Origin of the sequence: Sediminicola arcticus (genome assembly GCF_040566695.1) — a bacterium.
GTDB lineage: Bacteria > Bacteroidota > Bacteroidia > Flavobacteriales > Flavobacteriaceae > Sediminicola > Sediminicola arcticus.
Map to the genome: position 1 here is coordinate 214,474 of NZ_JBEXAE010000001.1, position 19,642 is coordinate 234,115.

Annotated in this window: 18 protein-coding genes; 7 read left to right on the plus strand and 11 right to left on the minus strand. The window is 38.7% G+C overall.

Annotation, left to right across the window (positions count from 1 at the left end; translation table 11 throughout):
* The first annotated feature begins 32 nt into the window (after positions 1 to 32).
* The gene (locus ABXZ36_RS00895; protein ID WP_354613567.1) at positions 33 to 1,235 is read left to right on the plus strand and encodes a Pycsar system effector family protein; all 1,203 of its coding nucleotides are present in this window, start codon (positions 33 to 35) and stop codon (positions 1,233 to 1,235) included.
* A 57-nt stretch (positions 1,236 to 1,292) separates the two neighbouring features.
* Here ABXZ36_RS00895 and ABXZ36_RS00900 read toward each other — a convergent pair whose 3' ends face one another.
* Positions 1,293 to 3,665, minus strand: a complete 2,373-nt coding sequence (locus ABXZ36_RS00900; protein WP_354613568.1) for a GAF domain-containing protein — start codon at positions 3,663 to 3,665, stop codon at positions 1,293 to 1,295.
* A gap of 112 nt (positions 3,666 to 3,777) precedes the next feature.
* On the opposite strand from ABXZ36_RS00900, the gene ABXZ36_RS00905 reads away from it, so the two are divergent.
* Both ABXZ36_RS00905 and ABXZ36_RS00910 read left to right on the plus strand, forming a co-directional pair.
* Positions 3,778 to 4,683: a metallophosphoesterase family protein gene (locus ABXZ36_RS00905; protein WP_354613569.1), complete on the plus strand. Its 906-nt coding sequence runs from the start codon at positions 3,778 to 3,780 to the stop codon at positions 4,681 to 4,683.
* A gap of 95 nt (positions 4,684 to 4,778) precedes the next feature.
* On the plus strand, positions 4,779 to 5,654 hold the full coding sequence (locus tag ABXZ36_RS00910; protein WP_354613570.1) for a cation diffusion facilitator family transporter: 876 nt from the start codon (positions 4,779 to 4,781) through the stop codon (positions 5,652 to 5,654).
* Positions 5,655 to 5,697: 43 nt separating this feature from the next.
* Here ABXZ36_RS00910 and ABXZ36_RS00915 read toward each other — a convergent pair whose 3' ends face one another.
* From ABXZ36_RS00915 to ABXZ36_RS00925, 3 genes are all read right to left on the minus strand, one after another.
* Positions 5,698 to 6,111, minus strand: coding sequence for a hypothetical protein (locus ABXZ36_RS00915; protein WP_354613571.1), 414 nt, complete (start codon positions 6,109 to 6,111; stop codon positions 5,698 to 5,700).
* A gap of 176 nt (positions 6,112 to 6,287) precedes the next feature.
* Positions 6,288 to 7,019 (minus strand): energy transducer TonB, encoded by a 732-nt coding sequence (locus ABXZ36_RS00920; RefSeq protein WP_354613572.1) that lies wholly within the window; start codon positions 7,017 to 7,019, stop codon positions 6,288 to 6,290.
* Between the two features lie 157 nt (positions 7,020 to 7,176).
* Entirely contained in the window at positions 7,177 to 7,935 is a 759-nt protein-coding gene (locus tag ABXZ36_RS00925; RefSeq protein WP_354613573.1) for a slipin family protein, read from the minus strand.
* A 438-nt stretch (positions 7,936 to 8,373) separates the two neighbouring features.
* On the opposite strand from ABXZ36_RS00925, the gene ABXZ36_RS00930 reads away from it, so the two are divergent.
* From ABXZ36_RS00930 to ABXZ36_RS00940, 3 genes are all read left to right on the plus strand, one after another.
* Positions 8,374 to 9,069, plus strand: a complete 696-nt coding sequence (locus tag ABXZ36_RS00930) for a hypothetical protein (protein WP_354613574.1) — start codon at positions 8,374 to 8,376, stop codon at positions 9,067 to 9,069.
* Between the two features lie 141 nt (positions 9,070 to 9,210).
* A complete protein-coding gene (locus ABXZ36_RS00935; protein WP_354613575.1) occupies positions 9,211 to 10,101 on the plus strand; it encodes a carbon-nitrogen hydrolase in 891 nt (296 codons plus the stop codon).
* 1 nt (position 10,102) lies between these two features.
* Entirely contained in the window at positions 10,103 to 11,137 is a 1,035-nt protein-coding gene (locus ABXZ36_RS00940) for an agmatine deiminase family protein (protein WP_435601896.1), read from the plus strand.
* Positions 11,138 to 11,379: 242 nt separating this feature from the next.
* Here the strand turns inward: ABXZ36_RS00940 and ABXZ36_RS00945 are convergent, their stop codons facing one another.
* A complete protein-coding gene (locus ABXZ36_RS00945; protein ID WP_354613576.1) occupies positions 11,380 to 13,554 on the minus strand; it encodes an acylase in 2,175 nt (724 codons plus the stop codon).
* Between the two features lie 227 nt (positions 13,555 to 13,781).
* Between ABXZ36_RS00945 and ABXZ36_RS00950 the strand changes: the two genes are divergently transcribed.
* Positions 13,782 to 15,518: an ABC transporter ATP-binding protein gene (locus ABXZ36_RS00950; protein WP_354613577.1), complete on the plus strand. Its 1,737-nt coding sequence runs from the start codon at positions 13,782 to 13,784 to the stop codon at positions 15,516 to 15,518.
* A 63-nt stretch (positions 15,519 to 15,581) separates the two neighbouring features.
* On the opposite strand, the gene ABXZ36_RS00955 is transcribed toward ABXZ36_RS00950, so the two are convergent.
* The 6 genes from ABXZ36_RS00955 to ABXZ36_RS00980 all read right to left on the minus strand — a co-directional run bounded on the left by ABXZ36_RS00955 (position 15,582) and on the right by ABXZ36_RS00980 (position 19,640).
* Positions 15,582 to 15,911 carry a 2Fe-2S iron-sulfur cluster-binding protein gene (locus ABXZ36_RS00955; protein ID WP_354613578.1) on the minus strand — a complete coding sequence of 110 codons (330 nt, stop codon included), beginning with the start codon at positions 15,909 to 15,911 and terminating at the stop codon, positions 15,582 to 15,584.
* 104 nt (positions 15,912 to 16,015) lie between these two features.
* The gene (locus ABXZ36_RS00960; protein WP_354613579.1) at positions 16,016 to 17,071 is read right to left on the minus strand and encodes an NAD(P)/FAD-dependent oxidoreductase; all 1,056 of its coding nucleotides are present in this window, start codon (positions 17,069 to 17,071) and stop codon (positions 16,016 to 16,018) included.
* A 52-nt stretch (positions 17,072 to 17,123) separates the two neighbouring features.
* Positions 17,124 to 17,363 carry a NifU family protein gene (locus ABXZ36_RS00965; protein WP_354613580.1) on the minus strand — a complete coding sequence of 80 codons (240 nt, stop codon included), beginning with the start codon at positions 17,361 to 17,363 and terminating at the stop codon, positions 17,124 to 17,126.
* 2 nt (positions 17,364 to 17,365) lie between these two features.
* Positions 17,366 to 18,505, minus strand: coding sequence for an Mrp/NBP35 family ATP-binding protein (locus ABXZ36_RS00970; protein WP_354613581.1), 1,140 nt, complete (start codon positions 18,503 to 18,505; stop codon positions 17,366 to 17,368).
* Positions 18,506 to 18,661: 156 nt separating this feature from the next.
* The gene (locus tag ABXZ36_RS00975; protein WP_354613582.1) at positions 18,662 to 19,009 is read right to left on the minus strand and encodes an MGMT family protein; all 348 of its coding nucleotides are present in this window, start codon (positions 19,007 to 19,009) and stop codon (positions 18,662 to 18,664) included.
* Position 19,010: 1 nt separating this feature from the next.
* Positions 19,011 to 19,640, minus strand: a complete 630-nt coding sequence (locus ABXZ36_RS00980; RefSeq protein WP_354613583.1) for a LysE family transporter — start codon at positions 19,638 to 19,640, stop codon at positions 19,011 to 19,013.
* Positions 19,641 to 19,642 lie beyond the last annotated feature (2 nt).

The following is a 19,642-nucleotide window of genomic DNA, read 5'->3' on the forward strand; positions in this document are numbered from 1 at the left end:
TTTTGTAATTTGGTATCTCTCAAGATACTTATATGTCGAATATAATAGAAAAAACTAAAGATTACGTTAGCAATTTGTTGACTAAGGAATTAAAATCCAATCACTTATATCACAACTTGCGACATACGCAGCGAGTAGTTAAAAGTACTAAAGAATTATTGAACCATTATGAGCTGGAGGAAAAAGTGTCGGAAACCTTGACACTTGCGGCTTGGTTCCACGATACTGGCTATTGTAAAGGCATAGAGGAACATGAAGAAAAGAGTTGTAAAATAGCACGCAAATTCTTGGAAGAACACGAATATGGGGAGATAGGAATCAAAAAGGTAGAAAAATTCATAAGGGCTACAAAAAGGGCCTATCAACCAGAAGATTTAGAGGAGGAAATAATGAGGGACGCAGATTCCTCACACTTTGCCAAAAAGAGTTTTATGGCAACCTCGGAAATTTTAAGGGAGGAACTTTCCCTTTTGGGAATTGCCTCCTATACCCTTCAGGAATGGCGCAAGGAAAATATTAAAATGTTCCAGACAGAACATCGATTCTATACCGAATATGCCAAAATAAATTGGCAAAAACGCAAGGACAAGAATCTAAAAAAAATGATCAAGGCAAGCAAAGCAGAAAAGCAGATTGCCAAAAAAGAGTCCATCAAAGCCAAGTACAAAAGCGACAGTCCTGACCGAGGAGTGCAGACCCTTTTTAGGGTTACCCTAAGAAATCATATGACCCTGAGTGATATTGCAGATACAAAGGCCAATATCCTATTGTCGGTGAATGCGATTATAATATCATTGGCACTGTCCAACCTCATCCCAAAATTAGACAATCCTTCCAATGATTATTTAATTTACCCTACGGTAATCTTTGTGTTGTTCAGTGTGGTATCCATGGTTCTTGCAGTTCTCGCCACCAGGCCCAATGTAACCAGAGGGGAGTTTACCAAGGATGATGTGAATCAAAGGAAGGTAAACCTCCTCTTTTTTGGAAATTTTCATAAAATGGGTTTAAAAGAATATGAATGGGCCATTAATGAACTGATAAAGGATAAGGAATATATCTATTCCTCTTTGACCAAGGACCTTTATTTTCTAGGATTGGTACTGAACAGAAAGTACAAATTGTTGCGCTGGACCTATACCATTTTCATGATCGGAATGGTGGTTTCCGTTATTGCATTTGCAATTTCCTTTAAGTTTTTTGGGCCAGAAAGGGCCTTATCTATGGTACAATAGTCCTTTTAATTGTAGGGAGCAATTCTCACAGAATCATTCAACCAAAAAATTAACGGATTACTTTTTAATTTCGTGCACGAGATCATTGAAGGTATAGGTACGCTCCGATTCTTTGCCCATGGCATAAAGGAACTCTACCCTAATAGCCTTTAATCCAGATACCCCTTGCAGGCTTTCCAGTTCTACGATTTCTATATTATTTGTGAAAAATCCTTTGGCCTTCAGAAATTTAATATACCTAAGGTATTCCAATTCATCCTTTTTCTGGGAATAGACAATACTCAGTTTCCCTTTTTGCGTCAAGCGCTCATCGGTCCCCTTGATAAATGATTTGTCTATCCTCTTTTTTATTACTTCATATCTGGCATTATAGGTGCCGTCTACATCAAAACGCTTTTCATCCATTCTAAAACGGATGGACAAAGAGGTATTGTACACCAAGATCATGGAGGCAACATCCAATTGTATCGGCAATTTTGGCTTTAGATTGTAATAACTGTTTTCCATTTCGCACATCACCTGTAATTGCCATAATCGCAGGTTATTGAGATAGATAGGATCAAAATCCCGATCCCCTACAATAGTATCTCCAATGTACATATTGTGCTCTACCCCATCGGTCTTGTAACGTTCAAAAAAATGGGGAAACATTTTTTGTGCTTCTACCTGCTTCTTATCTATGACAGATGCTAGCTTTTTATTGATCAACATCACACTCTCATCATAATTCCTTCGGTGGTCATAGTAGGAATGCGTTGCTCCATCTATGTGAGCCTCATATGCCATAATCAATTTATAAAGCTCCTTATCCTTCTTTTTAAGATGGGCAAAAACGGGATTGATCTCATGAACAACAAAGTCAAAGATCACCTGTTCGCTAGCGGTATCCAGAACTTCTTTTATTTCATTGATATGGTTCTCCACCCGGAACATAAGTTCCTCATAGATGGGCAACTTTTTACGTTCCCAAGCCGCTGTCAAAATATCGTTTATCTCGGATAATTGGATAAGCAGATCGCACTGTATAGCAGAATTTCTTGCTTGTGAAGAATCCTTAATATCTATTTGACCATACAAAGGATAAACTTCCTTAAAAGCTATCTCCCTGAATACGGGCTGAAGTCCTTGAACATCATCAGCAATAAAACGCTTGGCCTCCTCCTTAAAACGCCAGTAAACAGAAGAATGAACAGAGGTGCACTCGTGTTGAATAACCACATCCACCATGTTGGCCTCTTCAATTTTAGAGCGTAAAACAGCTGAAACGATATAAGGCATCACATCCGTTAACTTAGTCGCATTTACACTATTTAGCGCATTTCTATTTTCCGAAACGAGCTCTAAAACACCTAATAAATTTCCATTATCTGCTATAGGGGCCAAAATAGCACTTTTTACACCCTGATCCTTTAAGGATGTATATAACTTGTTTCCCTTAGAAATCTCATAGTACTTGTCCACATCTGCAATAGAGAAAAAAGTGTTTTGGTGTATTAATTTTTCAAAAGATGCCTGGCATAAAGCCTCGTTACATCTTTCCATATCCTCTCCATTGAGGATGTAGCTTTCTATATGGAGGCCGAAAACCTTTTCAAATTGATTTTCCTTTGGATTATAGTTTACGAACCCAACCTTAATGTCAGGAATATTAAAAAGGGATTTAAAGGTATCCTGTAAGTTTTGAACAAAATTCTCAGAACCTCTTTTATCTGAAGCTATTAAGTTCGATTTAATCTCAGATATGGATTGTTCAGCTGTTACGTCGAACATATTAGATATTACAAACCCTTTGGATAGGAAACTATTAGGCGGAATTTTTTTCTTCCATAATTCCAAATCATCAAAGTGCTCTAACAGCTCGTCTACATCCTCTTGCGTCAGCTTCTTTGCCAATTCCGTTGGAATAATTTCAACAAAATCTGCATTATATAGTATACGGTAATTCCTAAGCACCCCATTAGCATCTGGGATATCATAAAAAAGCGGCCTTTTAAAATCTAAATGAAATCCGTAGTGAAAGTTTAATATGACGGTACAAGTCATGATATAATTTAACTTCTCTGGATTATCTCTGATTTCCAAGTTGAAGTCTTCCCCAGCATCCGCTAGTATTTTCTTAAATCGAGGAGAGGAATTAAATATGACGTTTTCAAAAGGCAAGGATGCAGTTTTGATCTCATTTGACCCTAACATTATTGGAAAGGTGTCCTGAAGGATATATTTAATGACCTCCTCGTGTTTATCCAAAACAGATAAATCCGTGAAACCCTCCCTCAATTCTGGAAAAGGCGCAGCAGCCTTTAGGATAAGTTTAGCCCTTGTAGCGAGAATTTTATCTGCACTCTTGGCCACAACTTCATAGTGCTCCAATAATGCATTGAAACTTATGAGCTGTACCAACGGCGTATCTTCTCCTTTTCCCTTTACCATGTTATCTTTGTCTCATATTAACATTTAAAATTACAAAATAAAGTCCACATTTTTCTGGGCCGAAACTCTTTCTGATCCGGCACTTTTTTGGATATTTATATAAATTTACTAAATGTCATCCAAAAGTCGTTTATCCAGAGCCTATGCTAACGCCAAGGTAATTTCCTTCGATGACTCCTCTAAATTCATCCTTTTTAGTGATTGTCATAGAGGCGATAATAGTTTTGCAGACGATTTTTCCAATAACCGAAACATTTATTATCATGCCTTAAAAACATATTTTAATAGGGGTTTTCAATACTGTGAACTGGGTGATGGTGACGAACTTTGGGAGAATATGTCCTTTGAATCCATTTTCGAGGCACATAAAAATATATATCAATTGTTGCGTGAATATCATTTGGAAAAACGCCTACATATGATTTGGGGCAACCATGATATGGTATATAAAGACCCTACATATGTGCAAAAACATCTTTCTAGTTATTTTGAACCCATAGACAATTGCGATAAGGAATTATTTGGAGGAATATCCTACCAGGAGGCCCTAGTTTTAAAACATAAAGATACGGGCCAGGAACTCTTTTTGACTCATGGTCATCAGGCCGACTGGTGGAACTATACCTTTTGGCGCTGGGGCAGGTTTTTGGTGCGCGTACTTTGGAAGCCACTTCAAGTTTGGGGAATTGCGGACCCAACCAGTCCAGCAAAAAACTACAAGGAGTTGATAAAGATTGAAAGACGTATAAAAAAATGGATTCTTTGTAATGGCGAGCAGATGACCATTGTTGGGCATACCCACCGTCCTCGTTTTCCATCACCAGGGGAAATTCCATTTTTTAATGATGGGAGCTGTGTCCACCCAAGAAGTATTACGGGTATCGAAATAGAAGATGGCGCCATCTCCCTTATTAAATGGCACATAGCCACAAAAACAGACGGAACATTGCAAATTGTTAGAGTATTGCTGGAAGGACCCCAAAAGTTAGTAGCCTACAAAAAGGCCACAAATTTATAAATCAATTTGTACTTACATGTACATTAAAGAAACGCCTTAGTAGGTACGTGCTATTTTTCCATAAGTTTACACATCCTTTAAATACAGTTTAAAAAGTGAGTAGTTTTACCAATAAAGAAAAGGCCATTAGGACCACCTATCTCAGTATTTTCGGAAATATGGGTTTGGCTATTGTAAAAGGTATTACTGGAATCTTTGGAAATTCATATGCCCTTATTGCAGATGCTATTGAGTCCACTACAGATGTGTTTTCTTCTATCCTTGTACTTTTTGGGTTAAAATATGCCACCAAACCTGCAGACGAGAACCATCCCTATGGACATGGAAAGGCCGAGCCCCTACTTACCTTTGTAGTTGTTGGATTTTTAGTGGTTTCTGCCACGGTGATTGCCTATGAAAGTATACAGCACATACAAACCCCTCATAAAGTTCCAGAAAAATTCACACTAGTGGTTTTGGGTATTATTGTAATCATCAAGGAAATATTCTATCGGTTCGTCTCAAAAAAAGGAAAGGAGACAAAAAGCGGGGCCCTTCAGGCGGATGCTTGGCATCACCGAAGCGATGCCGTTACCTCTTTAATGGCCTTCATCGGAATTTCTATAGCCATCTTCATGGGCAAGGGTTACGAAACTGCAGATGACTGGGCAGCGCTTTTGGCATCTGGATTTATCATGTATAACGCCTTTAAGATTTTTAGGCCTGCCTTAGGTGAAATCATGGATGAACATATGTATGATGACTTTATTGCCGAGATTAGGACCACCTCTAAAACAGTAGTAGGGGTGATTGCCACCGAAAAATGTTTTGTACGCAAAGCTGGTCTCACTTTTCACGTGGATCTGCACCTGATTGTAAAAGGGAATATTAGCGTGAAGGAAGGACATGATATTGCCCACAATTTAAAAAATGTGCTTCAAAGTCAATTTCCAGAAATATCCGATGTCCTGATACATGTGGAGCCAGCATAGCAGTACTACGTTAGTTTTTTTAATACGCTAAATAGTCTGGTATCTACTTATGCGTGGGGTGCATTATAGTACTGTCTTTTCCCATCATTCCTTCCATATGCAGATTATTTCCCATTTTACGGTGCATCATTCTATATATTGAAGAATCCTTTTGCATCATCCGCATCATATGTTCCATCATTAAACCAGCCTTGAGGGAATCATTGGTTATTTCCTGCATCATTTGGTTCATCTGTATCATATCGCGCTTTTCGGCCAATAAGAGTTTTCTCTCTTCATTATTAATCATTTTATCCATGAATTGGCTTATCATTTTATCATCATTAATAATAGTTTCCATTATCTCAGAACGGGTCGCTTCATTATTGAGGATTTTAGAGGTATCCTTCTGCTCTTTGGTACACCCCACAAAAATGGTTACCAAAAGCAAAATTGTTATTTTTCGAAAATTTTTCATATTATTCTTATGATTTTTAGACTTTTATATGTTAAAAATACAGTCCCTTAAAGGATTCCAACATGATTAAAATCATGTGAAAAAGGATCGTAGTTAAAGAATTCTTTACGTATTCTATGGACTAGCCGACCATTATGGTATAAAAGCACTTTATGCAATAGTAAAATGGTCCTTAATTATCCATCTTCCAATTTAAAAGTAATAGGCATGTTATAGGGAACCTTTACCGCTCTTCCCCTTTGTTTTCCGGGAGTCATAAGAGGGAGTTTAGAAATGATACGGTATGCTTCCTTTTCTAAATAGGGGTGGGGACCCCTAGTTGCAATATTGGTAATGTTCCCCTGGGCATCAATTACAAATTGCACATACACCCTACCTTGAATCCCTAAATCAATAGCCACTTCTGGATAAGTGAAATTTTTTCGGATGTGGTCCATTACTTTTTCCTGAAAACATTCCTTCTGTGCCTCATTGGTAATATTTTTATCGCATCCCGGATAAACTGGCACATTTTCAATTAAGGCAAAGAGGACTTCTAGGTCTTCTTCTTCCTCAATAACTTCTATTTCTTCAACCCTTATAATTGGTTTTTCTATGATAGCTTCTTGACTAGATTCTGTGCTTTGAATGAGGGTTTCTTCTATTTCTTTAACGTCCTCTACTATTTGAATAATAGCAGGTGCAGCTGGGGGAGTTGGAGGTGGCGGAATTTTAAAGGCTTCAATAATTGGGATTTCCTCTTTAGGTGCTTCTGAAATTTCAACAATCCTTCGTTCCACTGCTGCTTTTTTAAAGGTCTTATATTCTAAAGCTCTCCACGTTAAAAAGAGCACCAAAGCAAGCCCTATCACAAAATAAAGCCCACTGTTGCGATTTAAGTCTGCCTTTGGATATTTTTTGAGTCTCATGATATTCCGTTTAGAATTTTTCTTAGAATAATCAAATACATTACACATTAAACATAATACGTAAGTTAGGCGCTTTGAAGAAGAGCTATTTTTCACTTTAAAGGATAGCCCTTGTAGGTTCAAATTCCTTTTCAAAAAATGGTTATTGGCTATTTGTTTAATTTTTCTTCTTTGGTTTAGCTTTCTTTCGTTTTCTTGGCAAAACCTCTTCTGGGAAAGGAAAAAGAATGGTAGAATTCTTTTCTGCTGCAATATTTGATAGGGTCTGGTACAAGCGCAATTTTATCGCCGAAGGGGATTGATCTATAAGTTTCCCCGCTTCTAATAACTTTCCAGCTGCCTGTTCCTCTGCTAGGGCCAAAATAATTCTTGCCCTTCTAGACCGTTCTGCCTCAGCTTGGTTGGCCATCATCCTTTTCATATTCTCAGGTAACTGAATATCCTTGATTTTAACATCGATAATTTCTATACCCCATTCTTTTGTTTCCAAATCTACGATAGACTTAATATTCTTGCCCATTTCTTCTCGCTTTGATAAAATGGTATCTAACTCTACCTTACCGCAAACATCCCTCAAGGCTGCTTGTGACAATTGTGTAATTGCGAACGTATATTCTTCTACTTCTAAAACTGCCTTTTCTGGATCAACGATCTTAAAAAACACTACGCCATCTATACTACAAGGCACGTTGTCCTCAGTCATCACTTCCTGAGACACCACATTAAAAGTAATGACTCTAATATCTACCATTTGTATGGTTTCAACAAAGGGTAAGATCCATCTAAAACCAGGCTGTAGTGTCTTTATATATTTACCAAACCGGAATTTTAAAGCTCTCTTATATTCAAAGACAACACGGATACCAGCAAGGAAAAACAATACAAGAATCAACGCAAACAGAATAGGTGGATTCATATCTATTCATTTAATCATTACATACCTGTAAACCCTTTACAAGTATCATGAAAAGCGTTGTTGAAAAACTGACCCAACTTCAGATTCCTAAAGATTAGTAAAAAATTATTTAAATTTTTCAACCGCTTCCTATTAAATTTACGAAAATTCTCGCTTATAACATAGCTAAACACACTTTATTAACGTTGTATTTAACACACTTTATCAAGCCAACTCACTCTCTTAATAACTGATTTACAATTATTTAAAATAATGTATCCAATTTCATCTGTTAACCAACCCACAATACATTTTTAAACCTTCTATTATTATAAATAGTTTGATTTTAGTCGATATGTAACTATTTTGCTGATAATTGGTGTTAACCATAAGACTTTATGCTGTTTTAAGGTTATTCCGAGCTTTCTAAGTTAGAATTTAACAGCAAATTAAATACCCATGGCAGGGTATTTGCTATTTTTACCACAATATTGGTTTTTTATAATTGCTATGAAGTTCAGTTTAGTGCTTACTTTTTTCTTTCTTTTTACCCTCCAAAGTTTTGGACAGATAGATGGCACCATAAAATCTATAAAGATTGAAAATGGCAATAAGAACTTTGATATTAAACCAAGTAATCAAGGTGCCGTTTTAAAATTCCCTTCCATTCTAGACAAAAAACCAGATTACAATCTAAAGGACTCCTTAATGGCTAGAAATGTAAAGATGCTGCCGGATACGGAACTGAAACAAGCTGGGTATGACCTGAAGATCGATCCAAAGGTCAGAGAAAGAGAAAGCCCAAATTCCGGCGCACACTATGGCGATATGTATTTAGGAGATGTAAAAACCTCCTCTAAATTTGTTGGTATTGTGTGTAGGGACCATGAATTTGTGGATGGAGATAGGGTTAAAATCATGGCCAATGATGAGATTGTAGAACCTAATTTATTTTTAACAGCCTCTTTTAAAGGTATTAATGTTGATTTGAACAAAGGCTTTAATCGTTTAGATTTTGAAGCTTTAAACCAAGGATCTTCTGGTCCAAATACAGCGCAGGTAGACGTTTATGACGATAAGGGAAACCTTATTTATTCTAACAGATGGAATTTGTCCACCGGTTCAAAGGCTAGCCTAATCATAGTAAAGGACTAGGTTACCTACCGCCCTATTTATTTTGCAACTTCAACTCCATAGCTACTGTAACCTTTGCCCTCTTTGATTGCCATTTTTTTGAGAAATGTTATTTAGGTTAAATTGATATCTTTGAAATTCTAAAAATATATTCCAATTACCATGGCAAAAAAAACCTATAAGATTGCGGTAGTTCAGCTTAATTTGAATAATACCGCAGAAGAAAACAGAAAAAAATGTCTTCATTGGATAAGAAAAGCGGCTAAACAAGGTGCAGAAGTTATCTCACTTCCAGAACTTTATAGCAGTCATTATTTTTGTCAAAGTGAAGATGTGGACAATTTCTCGTTGGCGGAACCTTTAGGAGCTATTTCTTTTACATCTTTTAGTGCACTAGCCAAGGAACTAAATGTTGCACTAATCATTCCTTTCTTTGAAAAAAGAATGCCAGGCATTTATCACAACAGCGCCTATATCATTGATACAGATGGCTCACAGGCCGGCCTTTATCGCAAAATGCACATTCCAGACGATCCGCATTTTTATGAAAAATTCTATTTTACCCCTGGGGATCTAGGATTTAAGGCCATAGAAACTACCAAAGGAAAAATAGGTACTTTAATATGCTGGGACCAATGGTATCCGGAGGCAGCGCGACTTACCGCTCTAAAAGGAGCCGAAGTTATTTTTTACCCCACAGCAATAGGGTGGCACCCTGCCGAAAAAGAAGAATTCGGGGAGAATCAATACGGAGCCTGGATGAATGTAATGAAAGGACATGCCGTTGCCAATGGTGTGTATGTGGCTGCTGCAAATAGAATAGGATTAGAACAATACCTGCCTGGCACAGATGGTATTGAATTTTGGGGTAACTCCTTTATTTGCGGTCCACAAGGTGAAATTTTAGCCATGGCGTCATCTGATAAAGAAGAAATTTTATTGGCAGACATAGATTTGGCACACCAAGAAAACGTTCGTCAGAACTGGCCCTTCTTTAGGGACCGAAGAATAGATGCATTTCATGACATAACTAAAAGAGCAATAGAAAATTAATATGTCTACTAGAAGATTTCCGGCAGAATGGGAGCCACAAGATGGTATCTTATTGTGTTTTCCACATAATGGCAATGATTGGCCTGGAAAATATCAAGCTATACAATGGGCCTTTGTTGAGTTTATTAAAAAAATAGCACGCTATGAAAAAGTATTTCTCGTTGTGGCCAATGATTCACTGAAGGAAAAAGTACAACAAATGCTAGATATGGCTACTGTTAATCTTGAAATGGTCTCTTTTATCATACAAAAAACAAATAGGAGTTGGATGAGGGACTCCGGTCCAATCATAATAAAAAATGGCCCTAATAGGGAAGCCCTAAATTTTAATTTTAATGGTTGGGCCAAATACCAAAACTATACATTGGATAGGAAAGTGCCTCAAAAAGTAGCTTCTCACCTAGATATACGGCTTGTCCAAGTGACTTACCAAGGAAAAAATGTAGTATTGGAAGGAGGAGCCCTAGAGGTAAATGGTAAAGGCACCTTAATCACCTCCGAAGAATGCTTAATGGACCCAAAAATACAGGTTAGGAATACTGGCTTTTCCAAAAGTGACTATGAAGCGGTCTTTAAGAAATATTTAGGGATTACCAATACCATTTGGCTTTGCGAAGGTATTGTAGGTGATGACACCCACGGACACATAGATGATCTATGCCGTTTTGTGAATGAAGACACTGTGGTTACTGTAGTTGAGGATAATACCACGGATAAAAATTATGCTCCATTACAAGAAAATTTAAAAAGGTTGAAGCAGGCTGTTTTGGAAAATGGGCAACCCTTGAACATCATTTCCCTACCAATGCCAAAAAAAATAATTTTTGATGGCCTTCAACTTCCTGCGAGCTATGCCAATTTCTTAATCTTGAATACGTGTGTTTTGGTTCCCACATTTAATGATGTTTCGGATGTCACTGCATTACAAATCTTAAAGGACTGTTTCCCAAATAGAGAAATCATTGGAATAAGCGCCATTGATTTTATTTGGGGCTTTGGAACGCTCCATTGCTTGAGCCAACAAATTCCGATTTAAAAAATGATGCCAAATTTTCAGAATCACCCTACTACGGACTATCTAATTGGCCATCTCGTTTACCAAAAAAAATGAGGTTTCGTTTGTAAATTGTACAACTATCACCAAAAAAGTTTTTCAGGATCCTTCTCTGGTGGTTAACGTCGTCTTTAAACCGTCCAACAAGGCTTACATGCAATTTGCACAAAGGATTTATCCTTAGGTATTTCCGCTGTTCAATTCATAAAAACTTGTTTTTAGTCTTATTTCTCCCCAGGATGGTAGGTTTTTTTTGCCTGTTTTAAAACGTCCTCTTTATAAAATAGCACTTCCTTAAATTCCATGTCGGCATAGCGCTGAGCCTGATCATTAAAATGTGGAGACTCGGGATCTCCGCTCTGCCCTCCAGCGAGCATGCTTTTTGCTTTCACTTTGTCTCCAAATTCTACCACAGCAACAAAGCTGTTCCCCCTAGTGCCATAAATCCTTTTAGTATTGTTGGCATAACGGGCGCCATAGGCGGCCAAGGCCCCCCATCGTCCAGAAGCAAATCCTATTGGAATACTCGGGAGAGTATCGTTAAACGGCTGCAGTACTTCCCCATTTAAGCGCTGGTACCTATTAATTTCACCCCATGGGGTATTCCATGATCCAAAATCGGTCTCCAATTGCGCAACCACCTCTTGGAATACTTCCAAGCGTTCGGTATATGGCGATTTTGTACCTAGGTAGTCCATCAGTTCCATATCACTCAACCCTTCAGGACTGTCCCCTATCCTTCCATAAAGGGTGCCGTAGTAATGGGCCAAGGACATACCCACCGCTTCTTTTGAGGTCCTAAAATCCCACTTGCGCAAAACTTCTATTGGCTTCTTTAATTTTGAATTTTTAGGATTGGTTTTGTCATAGGCATCAACCAAACCAGGAATCAATTTTTCAAAAGCTGGTAAGTATGGATCATGTGCCAATTTTATGAGACTATCCAAGGTGTATCCTTTCCTATTACTGAGCAATTTAATAGCATGTACCCCTCTAAAGTTTTCTTGATCCTTAGACATGTAATTGGGATAATCTTTCTTCTTTGGGCTATACTCTAATGCCGAGGTAAAAGGAGTTGAATTACAGTTTTGAATCCATCCATTAGCCGGATTTAGCACTAATATATTTTCATCAACAGTATGCAATCCTTGCCAATCCGTTTTAGGATTGCTCCCATCCACGGGCTTGGAATAATCAAATATAGTATCTCTTTTGGGAATAAAATTGCCATGAAAATAGGCAATATTCCCCTCTGCATCGGCGTAAACGGTATTGTTAGAGGAATTGGTACGTATTTCCATCATTTCCCTAAAGCCCTTATAACCATTCTTTTTGGTGCGAACATAAGACTGCTCCAAGGCTTTGACCGGGTCCCACATCATGGCAGAAGCCACCCATTGGTTTTCTGCTTTATGGGTAATTGGGCCGTGGTGGGTGTGATAGGCCGGAAAAGATTTTTCTTTTAAAATACCCCCATCCTTATATTTCAAAACTATCGTAGAGCTCTCTACAGGACGCATCTCCTCCCCATACTGATACAATAATTTACCGTCCAATTCTGCAATGCTTTCCTTAAACTCGTCCATGATATCGGTATAGGTGGACGTATGCATCCATCCCGTTTTTTCATTGAATCCCTGATAAACAAAAAACTGGCCCCAAGTCACCGCTCCATAAGCATTGAGTCCTTCTTCACTAACCACATGTACTTCTCCCCTGAAAAAAAAGGAGGTATGTGGATTGATTAGCAACATAGCATTACCAGACTGAGTTAATTTGCCTGAGATAGCAATCCCATTAGAACCTTGGGGCTCTAATTCGGCCTTCTTTTTCTCAGCCTCAAGTTCGCTGAACTCCGGTACGGACATATCCCCTTCATAAAAGGCCTGGATCTTTTCTGTAGAAATCTGTTCAATATCCCCACCAATAGACCCCTCACTAAAATACATGGGCATCCAAGGTTCAAAGTGAGTCAACAACCTCGGTTTTACCTCTGGATGGGTATACAGATAGTAATTCACACCATCAGCAAAGGCATCGCAAAGCTTTTTCAACCAATCCGGGCTCATTTCATAGTTGGCTTTTGCCTCAGCCTCGGTCATAAAAAGTTTTGCACGTAGATCGCTGTAAATAGCTCCTTCTCCTTCAACTTCAGCTAAACGACCTGTGGCCCATATATAATTCTGTTCCACCCTATTAAAATCGTCCTCACATTGGGCGTACAAAAGGCCAAAAACAGCATCGGCATCGGTTTTGCCATAAATATGAGGCACTCCGAAATCATCACGAATAATGGTGGTATTGTCCGCAAAGGCCTGCCAGCGTTCCTCTTCTGTTTGTGGCGAATTAGATTTACAGGCTACTAGGGCCATTAAAAAACAGACATATATTAGTTTCATAGGTAGTTTAATTTAATTATTGCAATTTCTTCAAAAAAGGAATCCTCCCAAATTTAGATGGATATGAATTTTTAGTTCATGGCATGAAAATAATCGACTTGCCATTGAAATACTAATTTAAACTTAAAAATTTCCTATCTAGAGTCTCTTCCCTCTATGTTCCCTTAATTTTAGGTAAATTGCAGGCTCAAATTACGACTATCCCTAACAAATTTTCATTCCATAAAATGTCCGATAAAAAAGTTAATATCCTTACCGCCTTTAAAACAATAATCTGGCCTAGACGCAATATCGTATTTGTTGGCCTTTTGCTCATTGTGATCAGTAACGCTGCAAGTTTTGTGGCACCCATGTCCCTGACATATCTAATGGACGATATTATTCCCAACAAAAACATGGAGCTTTTAAAGATCCTGGTTCTTGCCGTTGGGTTTTCCTTTTTAGTGCAGGCCGTGACCTCTTTTTTACTCACCAAAATATTAAGTGTACAAGCACAGTATCTCATTTCCGAATTAAGGGCACAAGTACAGCGAAAAGTATTGTCACTCCCTATTCGATTTTTCGACAATGCCAAATCAGGAGCCTTGGTTTCCCGTATCATGAGTGATGTGGAAGGGGTACGTAACCTTATAGGTACAGGTTTAGTACAATTAGTAGGCGGTAGTATAACCGCAGTAGTATCCTTGGTGCTTTTGATCCGAATCAGTCCGTCCATGACCATTTTCACCTTGGTACCATTGGCCATCTTTGCGCTTATAGCCTTAAAAGCATTTAAGATAATACGTCCTATTTTTAGAAACCGCGGAAAAATTAATGCCGAAGTAACTGGAAGGCTAACGGAAACATTAGGTGGTATAAGGGTCATTAAAGGCTTTAATGCTGAGGCCCAAGAACACAAAGTCTTTGAGGAAGGAGTGGAGCGCCTTTTCCAGAATGTAAAAAAGAGCCTCACGGCTACTGCTTTTATGACCAGTTCGTCTACTTTTTTATTGGGATTGGCTACAACGGGTATCATAGGAATTGGTGGTTATAAAATCATGATGGATGAACTCACCATTGGGGAATTCTTGGCCTTTACGTTCCTATTGGGATTGATGGTGGCCCCCATTGTTCAGATGAGCAATATTGGGAGCCAATTAACTGAAGCACTTGCTGGACTTGACCGTACCGAGGAATTAATGAACATGACTGAAGAAATGAGCGAGGAGGATAGGACCACTATTTTAGAGAATGTAAAGGGCGATATTGTTTTTAATGATGTCTCGTTTGCCTATGAAGAAGACAAAGAGGTTCTACACAATATAAATTTCGAGGTCAAATCAGGAACAGTACTTGCCCTTGTAGGAAGTTCGGGCAGCGGGAAATCTACCATTGCTGGTTTGGCAGCCTCTTTTTTAAATCCACAATCGGGTACTATTACAGTTGATGGGATAGATTTGGCTACCGCCCACTTGGGAAGCTATAGAAAACACTTAGGGGTGGTTCTACAAGATGAATTTTTATTTGAGGGGACCATAAGAGAGAACATCCTATTCCCAAGACCCAATGCTTCTATAGAGGAATTGCTAGCCGCTGTTAACTCGGCCTATGTTAATGAATTTACCGACCGCTTTGACAATGGATTGGATACCTTGATAGGGGAACGTGGTGTAAAACTTTCGGGAGGCCAACGCCAACGCATCGCTATTGCTAGGGCTATCTTAGCCAACCCAAGGATATTGATCTTAGATGAAGCTACCTCTAGTTTGGATACAGAAAGTGAAGCATTGATACAAAAAAGTCTAGCGGCCTTGACCGAAGGACGTACTACCTTCGTTATTGCACATAGACTAAGTACCATAAGGAAGGCAAATCAGATTTTAGTGATTGAAAATGGTCGCATTGCAGAACAAGGGACTCACGATGAATTAATAGCCTCTGAAGGGCGTTACTTCAATCTCTTTACCTATCAGGCAAGGATATAAACAAGAAAAGACCTGCTTTAAAGGAAGCAGGTCTTTTCTTGTTTAATATTTTGAGTGCCTAAATTAACTCTCAGGAGCTAGTTCCACTTCCAAGCCATTTAAGGCTTCGGTCATATGGATCTGACAACCCAAACGACTGTTGTCTTTTACATAAAAAGCCTCGGCCAACATAGCATCTTCATCATCCGACATTTCAGGAAGGACATGACCAGAATTCACATAACACTGGCATGAGGCACACATGGCCATTCCACCACATATCCCTATAGTGCCTTCAGGGGCTAATTCATAGGACCTCACAATTTCCATAAGGTTCATGTTCATATCCGTCGGGGCATTCACTTCATGAAGTACACCTTCCCTGTCCGTAATTTTTATTTTAATATCGCTCATGGGGTATTAAATCAACAATTGGATTTCTTCACAAATTTAATTGGTTTCTTTCCCGATCTGATAGTGTTATCTATTCTTTTCACAACTTTGAAAATTTTGTGATATTAATCGATAGATTTAACGACAGATTTTTCAGCTTCTTTTTTAGAACCGTCAAAGCCTGTAACACCACCGACAGTGGTGTATTTCATGACATATCGTTTCTCTGGAAATATGCGTTGATAAGCACTTTGACACATTAAAGTAGCCTCATGGAATCCGCAAAGGATGAGCTTTAGTTTGCCTGGATAGGTATTTACATCTCCAATGGCATAGATACCAGGAATATTTGTTTGATAGTCCAGCGTATTATCAACCTTAATGGCATTCTTTTCTATTTCCAAGCCCCAATCACCAATGGGTCCCAATTTTGGAGAAAGTCCAAACAAAGGGATATAATCATCCACCTTCAAAACAACCTCTTGACCCCCTGTTTTTTGGATGACCACAGCTTCCAAGGAATCTTCTCCCTTTAAACCAATAATTTCCCCAGGCGTTATCAGATTGATTTTTCCCTGATTCTTAAGATGCCTTACTTTTTCTACGGAATCCAAGGCTCCCCTGAACTCATTTCTACGATGTACCAAGGTGACCTCAGATGCCACATCGGTAAGGAAAATACTCCAGTCTAAGGCAGAATCACCACCTCCGGCTATGACCACTTTCCTATTTCGGTATACCTCTGGATCTTTGATCATGTAAGCTACCCCTTTATCCTCATATTTAGAGAGGTTATCCAATAAGGGTTTTCTTGGTTCAAAACTTCCCAAGCCACCTGCAATGGCCACTATGGGAGCTTGATGTTTTGTCCCCTTGTTCGTGGTCACAATAAAAGAACCATCAGGTTGCTTTTCAATGGTTTGTGCCCGTTCCCCTAAGGTAAATCCTGGCTGAAAGGGTTTGATCTGCTCCATAAGATTGGAAACCAAATCCCCTGCCAAAACCTCTGGAAATCCAGGAATATCGTAAATGGGCTTTTTAGGATAAATTTCAGAACATTGTCCTCCTGCCTGTGGTAAGGCATCTATCAAGTGGCATTTTAACTGAAGTAATCCTGCTTCAAAAACGGCAAAAAGACCCGTAGGTCCCGCGCCAATTATTAATATGTCTGTTTTAATCATGTAATCGAATTCTTAAAAACCTAAAACTAAGAAAGGGCTCGTGGATCATTTATTAAACCACATTCACTACTTCCTCAATTTGTGGTGCGTACTTTTTTATGGTCATTTCTACCCCGCTTTTTAGGGTCATTTGGTTCACAGTGCATCCAACACAGGCGCCTTCCAATTTTACTTTTACAGAAGTGTCGTTATCTATAGAGATTAGGGAGATATCTCCTCCATCACTTTGTAAAAAAGGACGTATCTCTTCCAAGGCTTTCTCCACGTTGATTTTAAGTTCTTCTGATGTCATAGTTATTTCTTTTTAACGGCCGAGCAACCTGCCATTGTAGTTATTTTGATTGCTTCTGTAGGTGGTATACTCTTGTTTCTACTTACCACTTCCTGAACAACATTCCTTGTCAATTTCTCAAAAGCTTCTTCTGTAGGGGTTGCTGTTTGCAATGCTGCAGGCCTTCCTATATCTCCAGCCTCACGAATGCTTTGTACCAAGGGAATTTCTCCCAAAAATGGCACGTTTAAATCTTCAGCTAAATGTTTGGCACCCTCTTTACCAAAGATATAATACTTGTTATTTGGTAACTCTTCCGGAGTAAAGTAGGCCATATTTTCAACAATTCCCAAAACGGGTACGTTAATGGCTTCTTGTTGAAACATGGCAACCCCTTTGCGGGCATCCGCCAGAGCAACCTCCTGGGGAGTGCTTACTACAACCGCTCCAGTTACAGGAAGGGATTGCATAATACTCAAATGTATGTCTCCTGTTCCTGGAGGAAGATCTAACAACATAAAATCTAGTTCTCCCCAATGGGCATCAAAAATCATTTGGTTCAGTGCTTTTGCGGCCATAGGCCCCCTCCAAATCACAGCTTGATTGGGCTGGGTGAAAAATCCAATAGATAGTATCTTTACCCCATAACTCTCCACGGGTTTCATCTTAGATTTTCCATCAATAGTTACAGCCATGGGTTTCTCGTTGACGACATCGAACATGATGGGAGCCGAAGGCCCATAAATATCAGCATCCAACAGACCTACCTTAAAGCCCATCTTGGCTAAGGTTACTGCCAAATTAGCTGTGACAGTAGATTTTCCAACCCCACCCTTGCCTGAAGCAACAGCAATAATATTTTGTATACCCGGTATAGCCTTCCCTTTTATCTCATTTACTTTAGGCTTTGAAGGAGCATCTACCTTAATGTTTATTTTGATCTTGGCCTTTTCATAGACCTTAGCATGAATAATCTTAAGAATTTCTACCTCTGTTTTCTTCCGTGCCTGTAAGGTTGGATTGCTAATGGTTATATCTACCTCTACCTCATCTCCAAATACCATGACATTGGTTACCGCACCACTTTCCACCATGTTCTTCCCTTCTCCTGGTACAGTAATATGTTCAAGTGCGGCAAGAATATCTTTCTTATTTAATTTCATTATAACGATTTGCTTTACAGCATTAATTAAATTGATTCTAAATTACAAAGATACGGTATAGGTATGAGATTAGAAAAGGGCATTAACTTAAAAGTAACATAGAGCGATAAAGATTTTTTATAGCAAAAAATAAGTCTCAAGACCTCCAAAATTTATCTACTGATAGTATTCACCAAGCTCTCTTGTTGGATCCCAAAAGAGCTTTTCAAAATCTATTATTTGATGCTCCTGTACCTGAATTCCTTCATTCTCCAATAATTGTTGCATTAGATTAGTGCCATCAAAATGGTGTTTACCCGTCAACAATCCTTTTCTATTGACCACTCTATGTGCCGGAATGTCTTCCATAGTGTGCGATGCATTCATGGCCCACCCTACCATACGAGCACTCCTGGCAGCGCCCAGATATTTGGCTATAGCCCCATAGGAAGTCACTCTCCCGAACGGAATTAATCGTGCCACTTCGTAGACTTTTTGAAAAAAATTTTGGTTCTCTGTGACCATATCAATTGTAGAAAAATCGGATAACCGTTATTATCAATAGTACGATCATCAGGGCACTCAAAATATAATTGGAATTCTTCGAAAATCCACTTGAGTTAGCGTCTAACTTATAAAAATAAACAGTGTATAAGTACAAGACTGCAAAGGTTCCTGATCCTGCGGCTATAATGAAGATTATAATGTCTTGCGCTTGGAACTTGATCCACCCTGAAGCGTTCCACATGGCATTGACTCCACTGTAATAGGGGATAGTCAACAAATTTAGGGCAGCCAGTAAAACGCCCTTGAAAAAACTATTCTTTTTACTGACATTAACAACCTTGACCATGTTTTTCTTATTCCTTTTTCCAGCCACATAAAAGTAAATAGCAAAAAACGCGAATACCAACAGGGCTATTTGAAGCAAAATATTAATTACCGATGGATTGTTATGAAGAAATTTGGATACGTAGACCGAAATATAAGCCTGCACCATAATCATGGATGAGACTCCAAGGCTAAAGATGATTCCATTTAGCTTACCCTTTTCAACACTGGTCTTGGCTGCATTCATATTAAGCAGTCCTGGTGGAACTGTTGCCATAAAAGCCGCAGAAAAGGTGGCAAAAAAAAGAATTATTAAATGTGTCATAG